The 16,220-nt window shown below is 67.5% G+C and carries 10 protein-coding genes; 4 read left to right on the top strand and 6 right to left on the bottom strand.

Features of this window, described 5'->3' with window-relative positions; translation table 11 throughout:
- Positions 1-97: 97 nt before the first annotated feature.
- A complete protein-coding gene (locus N4264_RS09980; protein WP_261696884.1) occupies positions 98-1,975 on the top strand; it encodes a CASTOR/POLLUX-related putative ion channel in 1,878 nt (625 codons plus the stop codon).
- 58 nt (positions 1,976-2,033) lie between these two features.
- Complete coding sequence (locus N4264_RS09975; RefSeq protein WP_261696883.1) at positions 2,034-3,275, top strand: TIGR03862 family flavoprotein; 1,242 nt, start codon at positions 2,034-2,036, stop codon at positions 3,273-3,275.
- A gap of 4 nt (positions 3,276-3,279) precedes the next feature.
- Here N4264_RS09975 and N4264_RS09970 read toward each other — a convergent pair whose 3' ends face one another.
- A complete protein-coding gene (locus tag N4264_RS09970) occupies positions 3,280-3,639 on the bottom strand; it encodes a GFA family protein (protein WP_261696882.1) in 360 nt (119 codons plus the stop codon).
- Between the two features lie 574 nt (positions 3,640-4,213).
- On the opposite strand from N4264_RS09970, the gene N4264_RS25690 reads away from it, so the two are divergent.
- A complete protein-coding gene (locus N4264_RS25690) occupies positions 4,214-6,538 on the top strand; it encodes a glycosyl hydrolase family 18 protein (RefSeq protein ID WP_343231996.1) in 2,325 nt (774 codons plus the stop codon).
- A 52-nt stretch (positions 6,539-6,590) separates the two neighbouring features.
- Here N4264_RS25690 and N4264_RS09955 read toward each other — a convergent pair whose 3' ends face one another.
- From N4264_RS09955 to pmbA, 3 genes are all read right to left on the bottom strand, one after another.
- A complete protein-coding gene (locus tag N4264_RS09955) occupies positions 6,591-8,228 on the bottom strand; it encodes a WS/DGAT/MGAT family O-acyltransferase (RefSeq protein WP_261696881.1) in 1,638 nt (545 codons plus the stop codon).
- Between the two features lie 97 nt (positions 8,229-8,325).
- Positions 8,326-8,808 carry a transcriptional repressor gene (locus N4264_RS09950; protein ID WP_261696880.1) on the bottom strand — a complete coding sequence of 161 codons (483 nt, stop codon included), beginning with the start codon at positions 8,806-8,808 and terminating at the stop codon, positions 8,326-8,328.
- 39 nt (positions 8,809-8,847) lie between these two features.
- Entirely contained in the window at positions 8,848-10,200 is a 1,353-nt protein-coding gene (gene pmbA, locus N4264_RS09945; RefSeq protein WP_261696879.1) for a metalloprotease PmbA, read from the bottom strand.
- Between the two features lie 38 nt (positions 10,201-10,238).
- On the opposite strand from pmbA, the gene yjgA reads away from it, so the two are divergent.
- Positions 10,239-10,784 (top strand): ribosome biogenesis factor YjgA, encoded by a 546-nt coding sequence (gene yjgA, locus N4264_RS09940; RefSeq protein WP_261696878.1) that lies wholly within the window; start codon positions 10,239-10,241, stop codon positions 10,782-10,784.
- 42 nt (positions 10,785-10,826) lie between these two features.
- Here yjgA and tldD read toward each other — a convergent pair whose 3' ends face one another.
- Together tldD and N4264_RS09930 are read right to left on the bottom strand one after the other, a co-directional pair.
- Positions 10,827-12,275, bottom strand: a complete 1,449-nt coding sequence (gene tldD, locus N4264_RS09935; RefSeq protein WP_425508343.1) for a metalloprotease TldD — start codon at positions 12,273-12,275, stop codon at positions 10,827-10,829.
- A gap of 68 nt (positions 12,276-12,343) precedes the next feature.
- Positions 12,344-16,213, bottom strand: coding sequence for a YhdP family protein (locus N4264_RS09930; protein ID WP_261696876.1), 3,870 nt, complete (start codon positions 16,211-16,213; stop codon positions 12,344-12,346).
- Positions 16,214-16,220: the final 7 nt, after the last annotated feature.

The raw sequence follows: 16,220 nt of genomic DNA, 5'->3' as shown, positions 1-16,220 counted from the left end.
GTACGGCTCCGTACCGGGTGGCGGGATTGACACCGCGCAACTTCCGCCGGCCAGTCCCGCCCTGTATCGTGCGCGCCCCTGACCGACAATCCGCCCCATGCCGCAAGCACCGATCACCTGGCGCGACCGTCTGCGCTACCGATGGGAAAGCACCCTCGCGGGCAAGGCGCGTATTCCGTACGGACCGGTCATCCTGGCCTGCAGCCTGTGCGCGGTGCTGACCGCCCTTGTCGTCGGCCTGTCGGGCGACAGCCAGCTGACCAGCGCCACCCTGCCCCTGGGCCTGATCATCATGACCTGGCGCAGCCTGCTCGATGCCCTGGGGCTGGGCGGCGGCTGGATCGTGCCGGTGCTGCTGGCGGTGGTCACCATCGGCGTGCTCCTGACCGCGGCGCTTCTCACCGGAACGCTGGGCCTTGCGCTGCACGCCCGCACCACGCCGCGCCCGCGCCGGGCACTGGTCGTGGAGCGCGGGCACACCGTGGTCGTAGGCTGGTCGAGCAAGACCGCCTCGGTGGTCAGCTCGCTCAGCCAGCCCGACGGCGAAGGCGAGCTGCAGCGCGTTGTCGTGCTGGCCGAGCAGGATGCCATTCACGTCGAAGACCACCTGGCCTGGAACCTCCCGGACGCCAGCCACCGCAACGTGGTGTTCCGGCGCGGCAGCGCGCGCGATCACGGCGACCTGCGCCAGGTATCGCCGGAATCGGCCAACGCCATCGTGGTACTGGCCGATGACGCGGGTGCTTCCGATGGCGCGGTGCTGCAATCAGTGCTGGCGATCACCGGGCACCCGGCGTTCCGGGCCGGATCGTGCCATGTGGTCGCCGAACTCCAGGCCGATATGCACCCGGCCGCCGCGGCCCTGGCCGGCGGCACCGACACTCACTTCGTCCGCGGGGACGATCTGGTCGCCCGCGTGCTGGCGCAGAGCTGCCGCCAGCCGGGCATCAGCGTCATCTACCGCTCGCTGCTCGATCGCGCCCAGGCACCGCTGGTGCTGCGCGACGAGCCCGCCCTGATCGGCCGCACCTACCGCGAGGCCCTGCTCGCCAACCAGGGCTATGCACCGCTGGGCGTCGTGCACGCCGGCGGCGAGAGCCAGTTCAACCCGCCGATGCGCACACGGCTTGCGCCGGGCGACCGGCTGATTGCCATCGGCGACCAGCCGGCCAATGCCCTTGCCACGACGCCCAAGGCCAATCGCTCCGCCATCCTCCTGGGCGCGCGGGCGGAACCCGCTGTCGAGCGCACCTTGCTGCTCGGGTGGAACACGCGCGCCGCGCGCCTGATCCGCGAACTCGATGCCGCGCCGGCCGCGGGCTCGGACATCGTCGTGGTCAGCAACGATGCACGCGTACCCGGGCAGCTCTCCGGCCTGGCGCAGCAGATGACGTCGCGCCGCCTGCATCACTGCGACGGCGATCCCTCCGACGCGGCGCTGCTCGAATCGCTCGCGCCAGCCGACTTCCAGCAGATCGTGGTGCTTTCGCCCGCTGGAACCGCGCTGTCACAGGCCGATTCGGTTACGGTGATGATCCTGCTGCACCTGCGCCACCTGGCGGAAAAGATTGGCCGGCCGCTGCCGGTCATCAGCGAGATGCTCGACCTGCACAGCCCCTCGCTGGCGCGACTGGCGCGACTGGACGACATCGTCCCGACGACGCGCATGATCGGCTCACTGCTGGCCCGCGTGGCCGAGTCGCGGGCCTGCGCGCCGGTGTACGCGAGCCTGTCCAGCGCGCCGGCCCCGGTGATTCATGCGCGCCTGATTCCCAGCTACATCCGCATCAACACGGCGGTGGACTTCCAGACCCTGATCGAGTCGGCCGCACTCCGGGGTGAAACCGCCATCGGCTACCGGCGCGCCGCGCTGACGGACGACCCCGACCGCCAGTTCGGCGTCGTCTTCAATCCGGACCGGGCAGAGAAGATCCGCTACACCACCCAGGACCAACTCATCGTCGTCACCAGCTGAGCCGCTCCGCGACGGGGTACCGTGTCGCGTATCATGCGCGCCCGTCCCTGATCGTCCGATGCCGATGCCCTCGTCTTCCTCCGTGGTCGTGATCGGCGGCGGCCCCGCCGGCCTGATGGCGGCCGAAGCCGCTGCCGATGCGGGCTGCCCGGTTCACCTCTACGACGCCATGGGCTCGGTCGGGCGCAAGTTCCTGCTGGCGGGCAAGGGCGGTCTCAATCTCACCCATTCCGAATCATTTGCGCCGTTCGTCGCGCGCTTCGGCGCCCGGTCAGACGCCGTCGCCGCGTGGCTGCGTGAGTTCGACGCGCCCGCGCTGCGCGAATGGGCGCGCGGGCTGGGCGTCGAAACCTTCGTCGGAACGTCCGGCCGCGTCTTTCCGGTCGATCTCAAGGCCGCGCCGCTGCTGCGCGCCTGGGTGCGACGCCTGCGCGAGCGTGGCGTGACCTTCCACGTCAATCACCGCTGGGAGGGCTGGAACGCCGACGGCACCGTGCGCCTGCAGCCGCGCGAGGGAGCTGCCGTTGCCGTAGCGGCGGACGCGCTCGTGCTGGCGCTCGGTGGCGCCAGCTGGCCAGTACTGGGATCAGATGGTCGCTGGTTCCCGCTGCTGGCGGACCGCGGTATTCCACTGGCGCCGCTCAAGCCGGCCAATTGCGGGTTTGAGGTACCGTGGAGCGAGCACTTCCGCTCGCGCCATGCGGGCGATCCCGTCAAGCCGGTCACGTTGCGCTGGGTCGGCCTCCAAGGTCCGCAGACGCGCCAGGGCGAAATGGTGATCAGTGAGTATGGCGTCGAAGGCAGCCTGATCTACGCGGCATCCGCGGCAATCCGGGACCAGATCGACGCCCAGGGACCGACAGCCGTGACGCTCGACCTCGCTCCGGCAAAGACCGCGTCGCGCATTGCCCAGGATCTGGCCAAGCCGCGTGGGAAGCGCTCGCTCAGCGAGCATCTGCGGCGGCACGCCGGCATCGACGGCGTGAAAGCCGGCCTGCTCTATGAGGTGCTCGACCGCGCCGCCATGAACGACCCCGCCACGCTGGCGAAGGCCATCAAGGCCCTGCCGCTGACCCTGCACCGCCCGCGACCGGTGGCCGAAGCCATCAGCACCGCCGGCGGCGTGGCCCTGGAGGGCCTGGATGCGGACCTCATGCTGCGCGACATGCCGGGCGTATTCTGCGCCGGCGAAATGCTGGACTGGGAAGCCCCGACTGGCGGCTATCTGCTGACGGCGTCGTTCGCCAGCGGCCGCATCGCCGGTCGGGCCGCAGCGCGCTGGGCACGGCGACCCGAATAACCCATCACGCGTTCTGCGCGGCTGGCGGCGCCATCGGAATGCTGCGGCCGTCAACCGGCTTGATCGTCAGCGCTTTCACATCGACAGCATCCAGGCAACGCACGTTGATTGCGGCCTTGTCGCCGGCGCTGCCCATTGGTGCGCAGCCGCAGGTCGGGCAGAAATGGTGGCCGATCTTATGGGTGTTGAAGCGATAGGTGGCCATCGCGGACTCACCCGTGACCGTCACCTGGCTGCGATCGACGAACCACAGCAGGTAGCCGCGCTTGCTGCACAGCGAGCAATTGCACTCATAGACCTCGCCGATTTCGCCCTGCACCTGGATGCTGATCGCGCCGCAATGGCAGCCGCCCTGGTAGGTCATGACACGCTCCCGTGTGGATGAAACGGAAAGGTAGCGTTCGCGGAATTGGCGCGGCAAGTGTCACGTCGGAAGCGATCTCCCGCCCGACCGGCCGGCGGAACCGGCTGACCGCACGCACACTACCGGCAACGTTGTCACGCCTGTCTTGCCGCGGACGACGCCGTTTCACGGCGAATTAACAGCAGGCGCTCACAGAAGGCGTCGCTTGTGAACATCCCCACAAAATTCGAAGTCATTATGTTGACAACGTTGTCAACCGGGTTCATTGTGCGCACCGCGACGGACGTACGGCACCGTGTATTTGCACAGGCCGCCGTCTCGGTCCGGCGTGGTCGTCGCCTATTCGGGGGATAGGGCCTGACGTCGCAGGCAGTCCCACGTGCGCTCGGGGAGGAGCGTGCGGTAATCGTCGTCTTGCGGAGTCCTGGAGCATCGCGCGACGGATCGCATCGGTCATGGGGCGTTGTTGCCGTCGCGCAGGCGTGTCGGCGCGGCCGTGGCTGGACTGACCCGCACGCCGGTTCCGCGTCTCTCCCGGGTGCTCTCACGATCACCTCGAAAGGGAGCAAGGCTCATGCGATTCCGAACCCGACTCACCATCCGGTTGAGTTTCCTGTTGTGCCTGACGCTGGGCGGCGGCGCCGTGGCGGCGCAGACCGTCAACTGCAGCGGTGTGGCCACGTGGAATGCGTCCACGGTCTACAACCCCGGCGACCGCATGGTGTACCAGAACCGGCTCTACGAAGCCCTGGTGCCCATCTGGAATGCGCCGCCCAACTACTGCGCCAGCTGCGGCTGGTACCGCGACCTGGGCATGTGCGGCGGCAGCAACACCGCGCCGACCGTCACGCTCACGGCGCCCGCCAGCGGATCGACCCACACCCCCGGCAGCACGATTACCGTCTCGGCCAGCGCATCGGACGCCGATGGCCAGGTCAGCAAGGTGGAATTCTTCCAGGGTGCGGTGTCGCTGGGCACTGATACCTCGTCGCCGTACAGCGTGTCGTGGGCGAACGTGCCGGCCGGCAACTACACCCTCAAGGCCGTCGCCACCGACAACGCCGGTGCCAGCGCCACGTCCGGCACCGTTTCGATCACCGTATCCGGCGGCGGCGACACGATTGCACCCAGCGTACCGTCCAACCTGGCCTCGCCGAGCCAGACCGGCACGTCGATCAGCCTGAGCTGGAGCGCATCGACCGACAACGCCGGTGGCAGCGGCGTCGCCGGCTACGATGTCTACCGCAACAGCAGCCTGGTTGGCGCCAGCACCTCGACCAGCTTCACCGATTCGGGCCTCACGCCGGCCACTTCCTACAGTTATCGCGTCCGTGCCCGCGACAACGCCGGCAATGCGTCCGCGCAAAGCGGCGCAATCACTGCCAGCACGACATCGGCCGCCTGCACGACCGTGCCGCCCGTGCCCGGCAACCTGCGCTCGACGGGCGTGACCAGCAGCAGCATCAACCTGGCCTGGAACGCCGTCAGCGCCGGCGCCAACTGCACCGTGCGTTACCGCCTCTTCCGGGGCGGCAGCCAGATCGCGGAAACCGCCTCGACATCGGCGACCGCCGGCGGGCTCGCGGCGGACACGGTTTACACCTTTACCATCCAGGCGATCGACGAAGCCGGCCAGTCGGCCCAGAGTGCGCCCATCACGGTGCGTACCTCGCCCATCAGCAACGGCGCCAAGAAGGTGATCGGCTATTTCACCCAGTGGGGCATCTACGGCCGCAACTACATCGTGCGCAATATCGACACCAGCGACAGCGCAGCCAGGCTCACCCACATCAACTATGCCTTCGGCAACGTGCGCAACAACCGTTGCGAAGTCGGCGTGGTGCAGCCGTCCGATCCGAACACCGGCGCCGGCGGTGATGCCTTTGCCGACTACACCAAAGCCTTTGGCGCGGCGCAGAGCGTCGATGGCGTTGCTGACACCTGGGACCAGAAGCTGCGCGGCAACTGGAACCAGCTCAAGAAGCTCAAGGCCAAGTACCCGAACCTCAAGGTGATGATCTCGCTGGGCGGCTGGACCTGGTCGCGCGGATTCTCCAGCGCGGCGCGGCCGGAGAACCGCCAGGCCTTCGTGGCCTCGTGCATCGATGCGTACATCCGCGGCAATCTCCCGGTGACCGATGGCGCCGGCGGTGCGGGCGCGGCGGCTGGTGTGTTCGACGGCATCGACCTGGACTGGGAATACCCCGCCGCCTGCGGCCTGCAGTGCGGCAGTCCGGAAGACAGCGCCAACTTCACCGCGCTCCTGGCCGAGTTCCGGCGCCAGCTGGATGCCGTGCGCCCGGGCCTGTTGTTGTCCATCGCCGCCGGTGCGGGCATCGACAAGATCCGCGTCACCGATCCGGGCCAGTACCACCAGTATCTGGATTTCATCAACGTGATGACCTACGACTTCCACGGCGCGTGGGAATCGACCACCAATCATCACTCGGCCCTGTACGGCTCGCCCGCGGATCCGTCCACCGGCGACGTGCGCTCCTACAACTCCCACGACGCCCTGCAGGCGTTCATCAGCCGTGGCGTTCCGGCGTCCAAGCTCCACCTCGGCATCGGCTTCTACGGCCGCGGCTGGACCAATGTTCCCAATTCCAACAATGGACTCTACCGGAACGGTTCCGCCGCGCCGGGCACCTATGAAGCCGGCATCGAGGACTACAAGGTGCTCAAGAACCTCGGCTGGCCCGGCCACAATGACGCGACGGCCAAGGCCCACTGGATCTTCAACGGCAGCACCTTCTGGAGTTTCGATGACCCGCCGCTCGTGTTCGAGAAGATGCAGTACGTGAAAAACCAGGGACTGGGCGGTGCGTTCTTCTGGGAATTCAGCGGTGACGATGCGCAGGGTTCGCTCGCCAAGGCGATCAAGGACGGCCTGCAGTAAGGGATGAACCGGACGCCGTGGCGGCGACGCCACGGCGCTCCATTACCCCGGATCAGAGGCGGGATTTTGGACCCGAATCGCGGCGGAACTTCGCCAGTTCCGCATTGAAGGGCGCCGCGGCCGGCGCGGTGGCCGGTTTACGGGACGCGCCCGGCTTTTTCGCCCTGCGGATCTTGGCGCCCGACTCCGGCGCTGCCGGCGCCGCGGCGGCAACCGGTTCCGTCATGCCACAGAAGTGCCGGTACGTGGCCGCGCCATCGGCGGCTGTGATGTCCTCGGACCAGTCTTCCATCAGGGTCGACAGCACCAGTTTTTCGAACTCCTGGCCGAACCGCTGGACGACGGCATCCGGATCGTCGACGCGCTTGGCATCACCGATCAACCCGAAATAGACGTGGCCGTTGTAGCTGAGGATGGACAGCCCCAGCCCGATGGTGCCGTTCTGCGGCACCCAGAACATCAGTTCCCGCACCTTGCAACCGGCCAGGTACAGCGGCATCTGCGGGCCCGGCACATTGGTGGCCACGGCCGTGGCCTTTCTGCTGAACAGCTCCAGTGCGGCCCGCTGCACCGCGACGGGCGCCATTCCGACGGCCGCCAGCAGACCGAAAGTCAGCGCTGCCTGGCGCGAGCGCTTGAGCTCGCGCATGCTGCCTGCGATGCGTTCCAGGCGACCGAGCGGGTTGGGTTCGCCGATCGGCAGGTCCAGGAAGACCAGGCCGAAGTGGTTGCCGAGTTTCTTGGCATGCTCCAGCGGTCGCAGGTTGACGGGCACGGTCGCGCGGACGACCAGCCCGTCGACGGCGTTGCCACGCTCGATCAGATGCCCGCGCAGGGCGCCGGTCGCACAGGCCAGTAGAACATCATTGACAGTGCAACCCAGCGCCTTTCCGACCGCCTTGACCTCCTCCAGCGGCAGAGGCTCGGCCCACGCGACGCGTTTGCTCACGCCCAGCGGTCCCTTGAAGCTGGTCGGCGGGTCATCGGCCAACGACAGCGCATGCGCCAGCTCGCGGGTGATTTCCCCGCCTTCGCGGGCCAGTTCAGCAGCCAGCGCCGGATCGCTGAAAAGCTCGACGCCCTTCTCGATCACCTTCTCGCCAACCGTCACCGCCTTGGCGATGCCAGCCTTGGTCGGCTCCAGCAGGCGCTGGATGACGTTGCCCTGGTCCTTGTTGAGCCAGACGCGGGCGAGATCGGCCTTCTGCTGCGCATCGGGCGCCGCATCGGTCAGCGACAGCAGTACCTGCACCAGCGCCAGCCCGTCGGCGTAGCAATGGTGGATGCGCGCAATCAGGACACTGCCGCCACGGTAGTTTTCCACCACGTGGAACTGCCAGAGCGGCTTGGATTGATCCAGCGGCGTGGAGGCGAGCTGGCCGACCAGGCGTTCCAGCTCGGCCTTCCCTGCCTTGCCCGGCAGGGCGGTCAGGCGGACGTGCCAGTCGAGGTCGAAATCCGGGTCCGTCTGCCAGCTGGCGGACGTACCCGTGTCGACGGCCTTCTGGCTGAAACGCCGGAACGCCAGGAAGCGGGTGGCGATGATCTTCTTGAGCGCGGGCAGATCCAGGTTGCCATCGAACATCAGCACACCCGTGATCATCATCAGGTTGGTCGGACTCTCCATCCGCAACCAGGCCGTGTCGACCTTGGACATCGCCTCATGCTTGCCGCGCAGCACTTCGAACATCCGCATCTCCCGTCGGACGATTGCCGGCGTCTAGCATCCGCGCGAGCGTGGAAAAACGCAAACAATCCGTGAAGGCGTCGGCAGCCTGGCGCGGTGCTCAGCGTTTGTCGCAGCTGGCGCACACGCCGTGCACTTCCAGCGTCTGGGCGCGCGGACGGAACCCGTGTTCGCGCGCCTGGTCGCCCAGCAGCTTGGCCACGCCGCTGTCGCAGATTTCCACTGCACCGGCGCAGATGTCGCAGATCAGGAACGGCACCTGGTGCGCCTCGTCCGGGTGATGGCACGAGACGTAGGCGTTGATCGATTCCAGTTTGTGGATAAAGCAATTTTCCAGCAGGAAATCGAGCGCGCGGTAAACCGTCGGTGGCGCGGCGCCGGCCCGTTCATCCTTGAGCCGGTCGAGCAGGTCGTAGGCCTTGATCGGCTTGTCGTTGGCGGCGATGAGTTCGAGCACGCGCAGCCGCAGCGGCGTCAGCCGCAGGTTGCGGTTCTCGCACACCTCCGCCACGGCCCGCACGAGGCTGCGCGCATCGTGCCGGTGCTGGTGCTGGCCGTGTTTGTGCGGGGCGGAAGCGGTCATGGTTGCACCTGGATGACCCGGGTCATGGTACTGCGCCGCTCAGCCGCCGGCGACCGTCATCTGGTCCAGCAGGATCGACCCGACCCGGATATGCGAACGCGGGTCGATATCCTTGCCGACCGCAACGATCCCCCGGTACATCTCGCGCAGGTTAGAGGCGATGGTGATCTCTTCCACCGGGAAGGCGATCTGGCCGTTCTCGACCCAGAATCCGGCCGCACCGCGGGAGTAATCGCCCGTCACCGTGCTCACGCCCTGCCCCATCACCTCGGTCACATACAGCCCGGTGCCCAGGCGACGCAGCATCGCGGCGAAGTCGTCATCGCCGGTGCTGACGCACAGATTGTGGATACCGCCGGCATTGCCGGTGGAAGCCATGCCGAGCTTGCGCGCCGAATAGCTCGACAGCAGGTAACGCTGCAGCACGCCTTTTTCGACCAAAGGATTGCGCCGCGTCGCCACGCCCTCGGCGTCGAAGACGGCCGAGCCATGACCGCGTCGGATCAGCGGGTCTTCGACCAGGTCGATGAAGGACGGCAGGACCGGTTTGCCGAGCTCTCCCAGGAGGAAGCTGGCCTTGCGGTACAACGCACCGCCACTGACCGCCGACAGCAGGTGCCCGATCAGCCCGCGGGCGATCTCCGGTGCGAACAGGACGGGACACTGGCGCGTCGACAGGGACTGCGCGCCCAGGCGCGCCAGGGTCCGCTCGGCGGCCGTGCGGCCGATCTGCGCGGCGGATCCGAAATCGTCGGCGCAGCGGACCGAGTCGTACCAGTAATCGCGCTGCATGCCGCCTTCGTTCTCCGCCAGCAGGGCGACCGACAGCATGTGCCGGGTACCGCGCTCCAGGCCGACGAAACCGTGCGAATTGGCGTATACCGACAGCGCCTCGCCCATCTGTACGGTAGCGCCTTCGGAGTTGGTGATACCGGCAACGGCACGACCGGCGTCCTCCATTTCGAGCCCCAGCGCGATGGCGCGCTCGACGTCGATATCCCACGGATGCCAGAGGTCCAGGTCCGGAAAGTCGCTGGCCATGCGATCGGCATCGGCGAGGCCGGAGGCCGGATCCTCTTCCGTGTAACGGGCGATCGCGCAGGCCTGTTCGATCGTCTTGGCAATCGAGTCGGCCGCGAGGTCGGCCGTACTGGCCGAGCCCTTGCGCTTGCCGAAATACACGGTGACGCCAAAGGCGCGGTCCCGCGTGTGCTCGATCGTCTCGGTCTCGCCGAGCCGCACGCTCACATTCAGCCCGACGTCGATGCTCGCGCCGACTTCGGCCTGGCTGGCGCCGGCGTCGATGCAGCGCCGGATCACGTCGCGCGAGATGTCGGCGAGGCGGTCCAGTTCGCGTTGGCTGTTGTCCTTGCTGGCGATCGGTGCTGTCACGGCCTATCCTTTACGTCTTCCATCAGTATTTGATTCTCATGCGCGACCACCACGACGACGATCACGACGACGACCTGCCGGACGAACCCAGTCGCAGCCAGCGGCGGCGCGAGGCATTGGCCGTGTTCGAGCTCGCCGAGCGCCTGGTGGCCCTGAGCGACCCGCAACTGGCGCAGATTCCGCTCGATGACGATCTGCGCGATGAAGTCATGAAGGCGCGCGCCGTGACGCAGCACATCGCGCGCAAGCGCCAGGTGCAATTCCTGGCCAAGCAGATGCGGCGGCGGGACGACGAACTGCCCGCGATCCGTGCCGCCCTCGACCATGATCGCGACCTGTCGCGACGCGAAACGGCCGGGCTGCACCGTCTTGAAAAATGGCGTGACCGGCTGATCGACCAGGGCGATGACGTCCTGAACGAGCTGCTGGAGCAGATGCCGCACGCCGACCGCCAGCACCTGCGGCAGCTGACGCGCCAGGCACGCACCGAACGCCTGGAAAACCGGCCGCCGCACGCCTACCGCGAACTGTTCCGCGTACTGCGTGAGTTGTTTGAGGGCGAACCCGGCACCGACGAGCCCTGATCACCCGGGACGCGCAAGCCGTCGGCATGACGGGACGGTTGATCACGCCGCGGTTCCGCCCACGGTCATGCCGTCGATCTTGAGGCTGGGCTGGCCGACGCCGACCGGAACGCTCTGGCCATCCTTGCCGCACACGCCGACGCCCTCGTCCAGCTTCAAGTCGTTGCCGATCATGCTGATTCGGCCCATCACTTCCGGGCCGGAGCCGATCAAGGTGGCCCCCTTCACCGGTCGCGTCACGCGGCCGTCTTCGATCAGATAGGCCTCGCTGGCAGAGAACACGAACTTGCCGTTGGTGATGTCGACCTGGCCGCCGCCGAAATTCACCGCATAGAGGCCGCGCTTGACCGAGCGGATGATCTCCGCTGGGTCCTGCGTGCCGGCCAGCATGTAGGTGTTGGTCATGCGCGGCATCGGCAGATGGGCAAACGATTCGCGCCGGCCGTTGCCGGTGGAACGCGTGCCCATCAGGCGCGCGTTGAGCTTGTCCTGCATGTAACCCTTGAGGATGCCGTCCTCGATCAGCACGGTGCGTTCCGTCAGGACGCCCTCGTCGTCGATGCTGAGCGAACCGCGCCGGCCGGGCAAAGTACCATCGTCCACAACGGTAACTCCGGGCGCCGCAACGCGTTCGCCGACGCGTCCGGAAAACGCCGACGTCCCCTTGCGGTTGAAATCGCCTTCCAGCCCGTGGCCGATCGCCTCGTGCAGCAGCACGCCGGGCCAGCCTGGCCCGAGCACGACCGGCATGCTACCGGCGGGCGCATCCACGGCATCAAGGTTGGTCACGGCCAGACGCACCGCCTCGCGCGCCCAGTCGTGCGCGCGGCCGCCGGCCAGGAGCTCGGCATAGTCGAATCGTCCGCCGCCGCCGGAGGTTCCCTGCTCGCGCCGGCCGTTCTGCTCGGCGATCACCTGCACGTTGAGCCGCACCAGCGGCCGTACATCAGCGCCGAGCGTGCCATCCGCTGCCGCGATGAGAATCGTGTCGAGGCTGGCAGCGAGACTGACGATCACCTGGGTCACGCGCGTGTCGAGCGTGCGGGCGTAGGCATCGACCTCGCGCAGCACCGCGATCTTGGCGGCGTTGTCGAGGCTTTCGATCGGATCGACCGGCTTGTACAGGGCGCGCCCCGTCGCGAGCGCCAGCGGGCGACCAACCCCGTTGCCGGCCGACTTGGCCACGGCACGCGCGGCACCGGCCGCTTCCAGCAGCTGCGGCAGGATGATCTCGTCCGAATAGGCAAACCCGGTTTTCTCGCCGGACATGGCGCGCACGCCGACGCCCTGTTCGATCGAATGGCTGCCCTCTTTCACGATGCCATCTTCCAGCACCCAGTGCTCGGAGCGCGAATGCTGGAAATACAGGTCGGCTGCATCGATGCCCGGACCCATCAGGCGCGCGAAAACACGGTCGAGTTCGCCGGTGGACAGGCCACCGGGGCGCAACAGCCGTTCGCTGGCTTCTGCGATCAGAGCATTCATCGGGATTTCCTACAGCGGCAACAGCGCCGAGATAAGGGTGGAGACGTTAGGGCACAAGACAGGGACTGGCAATATCAACGCTTGATGCTGTCGTCCTTGCGGCGTCGCCCACCTTCGCGGGCCGTCAGGGTGATGTCGGGTTTCTCCCAGCTGCCGGTGACCTGGTAGCGCGCCGTCGTGACCTGGTTGATCGCGCGGTTGAAGAGCGTCTGTACCGCAAGTCCCGCGGCCGCCCCGGCGGGGCCGCCCGCCAGTGCGCCGACGACGGGCAGGGTGCCGCCGACGTGGGGCGTCACCACCATCTGCTGGTCGTAATCCTTGTCCCTGAGCCCGGTGCGTCCGCTGATTCGGATGTCCGCCGCCGGGCTGGTGATCGACAGGTTCTGCGTGTACGCGCTGCCCCCGCGTAGCTCGAACTCGCCCTTGATCGCATTGAAACTCATGCCGGACTGGAAGAAGTCGCCAAAATCCAGCGCCAGCCGTCGCGGTATCTCCCGGATCGAGAAGAGGCCAAACAGTCGCCCCATTCCCGGCTCGACGTCGAGCACCCGGCCGGCGTTGACGGTGATGCGCAAGCGGCCGTCGAGTCGGGCCAGTGCAAATACCGCCGGCGAACCATCCCAGCCGGCGGACAGGTGCGCGAGCGTCTGGCCACCCTCGAACAGTCCGGAGAAACCCAGGGCTCCGAGCATGCGGCCAAGATTCTCGGCGGTCAGATCCATATCCACCTCGGTCCGCTGGGATTTGCCGTCGCCGCGCCATTCGCCACGGACGTGCATCTGCATGTCGGACGACCGCGTATCGAACTGCTCGATCTTCATGCCGCCGTCGATCGGCGTGGATTCGAACCGGGTTTCGCCGAAATTCGCGGCACCAAGGCGAAAATCGCCGATCCATACATGCAGCGGCGGCACCATCGCGGGAATCGCGCCGGCCATCGGATCCGTTTCGTCCGGCGGCGGCACGGGGCCCTCCGTCGGTAGCCGCTTCGGCTCGGGCCAATGCAGGCGTTCGAACTGGGCAGTGATACCGCGCTTGACGAGGTCACTACGCGGGATCTGCAGCGTCCCCTGGAGCGTGGGCCCGCTGAAGCTGACGCCAACCTGATCCGGCATTTCCGCCAGGACCAGGCCCAGGTTTTCGAAATCGCGCCCGCCCAGGCGAGCGACATCGGCCTTCAGGTCGATGCTGCGCAGGAGCGACGGCCCGGCGCCGACGCCAAGGCCCGTCCAGGCAGACAGGTCGACGATGCGTGTATGGCCGGCAATGGTCACGCCCTCCTGGGGCATCGCCGGCAGCTCGCCGGCGCCCACGGCCACCGCGGCCGCAAACGCACGCGTTGCATCCGGCAGCCGGCCTTCCAGGCGGAACACGTCGCCAACGGTCATGTGCAACGGGCTGCCTTCCACCGGCAGCTGCAGCGACAGTTCGACCGGCATCGCATCACCGGCTGCCTTGTCCAGCGGCGGCGGCAGGATAAAGGCCGTGCCACGCAGCTCGGAGCGGGCGCGCAAGCGGGTTGGCGCCGCTTCGCGCGGTACGGCGACATCGATCCGCCAGTCGGAACTGCCCGGGAAGTTCGGCCACCAGGGCTTGAGCGCCTCGAAATCGGCGAATACATCGGACACCGGAAGGTGGCCTTCCAGGCTCGCCTCCACCGCATTCGTGGCATCACTGACCGTCTTGCCGACGGCCAGGGTAAAACGTGCGTCCTTGCCGGCGTAATCGACGTCGAAGGGCGCAATGAAGCCGTCGCCGGTAAAAGCCAGACGCCCGTTGACGCGGGAGAAATCGATATCCCACTTTTTCGCGGTCAGCACCGAGTCGGTGAGATCGACCGTGCCGCGCAGGACATCGGGAGCACCGGGTTTGAACGGCATGTCCAGGCGGAACTTGACCACGCCGCGCCCACCGACGGTGATGCCGCGCAGTTCGTCGGCGTAGCGCTTGCCCAGGGGCGATGCGTGGACCACGCCCAGCAGCTGTGCGCCGGTGCCCTGGCCCTCGACGTCAAGCGACAGCACCGCGTCCTTGAATTCGGGGATGTCGGCAACGGCGCGCGTGGTCTCGGTGCCGAGCACGGTTCCGCCTGTCGCTTCCACACGCATGCTCTGGTTGACGAACTCCGCTACCGCGGACACGCGTTCGGCACGGGGCCAGTTGGGGCTGTAATCCAGGACCAGATCGTCGATCTCGGCGCGCGCACCGAAGCGGCCGGCGAGATTCCGCAACGGCCAGTCGTCCAGGTCGGCGTGGATGACAGCGCGACCGTGCGTCACCTTGCCGGAAATCAGGCCGCGATCGAGCCAGTTCACGGTATTGCGCGACATATCGCCGATCGGCCAGAACTGCTTGGCGGCCGTCACCTCGGCGCCGAGGACGACCGCATACACATCCAGCAAGGGCTTGTTGCCGTCCTTGACAAATTCCACGCCGCCACGCAGTTGCAGCGCGTACCCCTGGCCGTCGATATCCAGCGCGTCCGTTTCGATGCGCCAGCCATCCTCGATCGGGAAGGCGGCAATGCGCCCGGCCAGGTGCGGCCAGGCAAACGGCTCGCGGAATTTGCGCGGATAGCGAAACGTCGTGGATTGCGGCGGCAGGGTCAGCACGATGCCGGCCTCGTCACCGAGCAATTCACCGTTGAGTGCATCGATACCGGGAATGCGGTCAACCGCGTCAGCGCCAAACTCGGCCAGGCGGCCCGATACGGCAAAGTGGCTGCCGCCATCCGGTGCCAGTCGCAGCGAGGCCTGCTCGACGCGTCCACGCAGCGCCGATCGGGTCAACCAGTTCTGCAGGCGTTCACCACCTTGCCCGGAAAGACGCACCAGCGCGGCAATGCTGGTGAGGTCGACCTGCTCGGCATTGAATTCCATGTCGGCATCCGGCGCAGCCTGTCGCACCGACAGGAAACTCGGCGCCGGAGTGGCGCCGGCGATGGATGCCTTGAGCTGCGCGACGTCGAGCTGCCAGCCCGGTCCGACGCGTTGCCAGCGTGCGACGCCCGAAAGGGATGCCAGGTGCACGTCTCTGGCAGCGGGGTCCTTCCCGGCGGCCGCCGCATCCGCGTTCGCCGCCGGATCGACCGGTTCGGACGACGCGGCCGATGCCGCGCGGATGTCGGTCAGGTCCATCGCGACATGGGCCGTCGCAAAGCGGTCGTCCGCCACGCTTGCCCACACCTGCAGGCGGCCGCGACCTTCGGCCAGCCGCAGGCCGCGCCAGGCGAGGCCTTCGGCCAGGTCGGCCAGGTCAATCGCGCGGCCACCGGCGTAGACGACGCCCTTGCGGGTGGATTCATCGTATTCGGCCACCAGCTCCACCGGCGCGCCGGCACGGCTGTCGCGCCGCAGGATGCCGAGGACGCGATGATGGCTGCCCTGGTTGAGCAGGCGCAGTTCGTCTGCGCGCAGCGCCGCATCGATACCGGCCGGCACGTCGATGATGCGCAGGCGGCTGTTCCGCACCACCAGTGCGCCCAGCATCATGAGGGGATTGTCGCCACTGTCCGGGGCGGTACTGCCGCTCAGTCCCGATATCGACCAGCGGCCGCCGTCGGCACGCTCGAGCGTGAGGTCCAGGCCGTTGAGGCGGAACTCACTCCAACGCCGGTTGCGCCGGAGGCCGGCGGTGAAATCGAGCACCAGCTCGGCCTGCGGGATCACGATCGGTGGCAGTGCGGGATCGGCCGCGGCAATGTGCACGCCTTCCAGGCGCAGGATGGGTCCACCGCCTTCCCAGAAGCCTTCCACCTTGTCCAGGCTCACCGGCCGGTGCACGCGCTCGGAGAGGAAGGCCGCTACGCGCTCCCTGTGCAGGCTCACCTGCGGCAGCAGGAGTTTCGTCAGGCCGACCACGACCGCCGCCAGAATGATGGCGCCGGCCGACAGCACGGTCAGCCACAACCGTAGTCGCCGGAGGCGGCGACGCCACGGTGTCACGATGTGT

The sequence above is a fragment of the Tahibacter amnicola genome, from assembly GCF_025398735.1.
GTDB classification, from domain to species: domain Bacteria; phylum Pseudomonadota; class Gammaproteobacteria; order Xanthomonadales; family Rhodanobacteraceae; genus Tahibacter; species Tahibacter amnicola.
The sequence above is the reverse complement of the archived record's forward strand: the minus strand, read 5'-3'. Positions and strand labels throughout refer to the sequence as shown.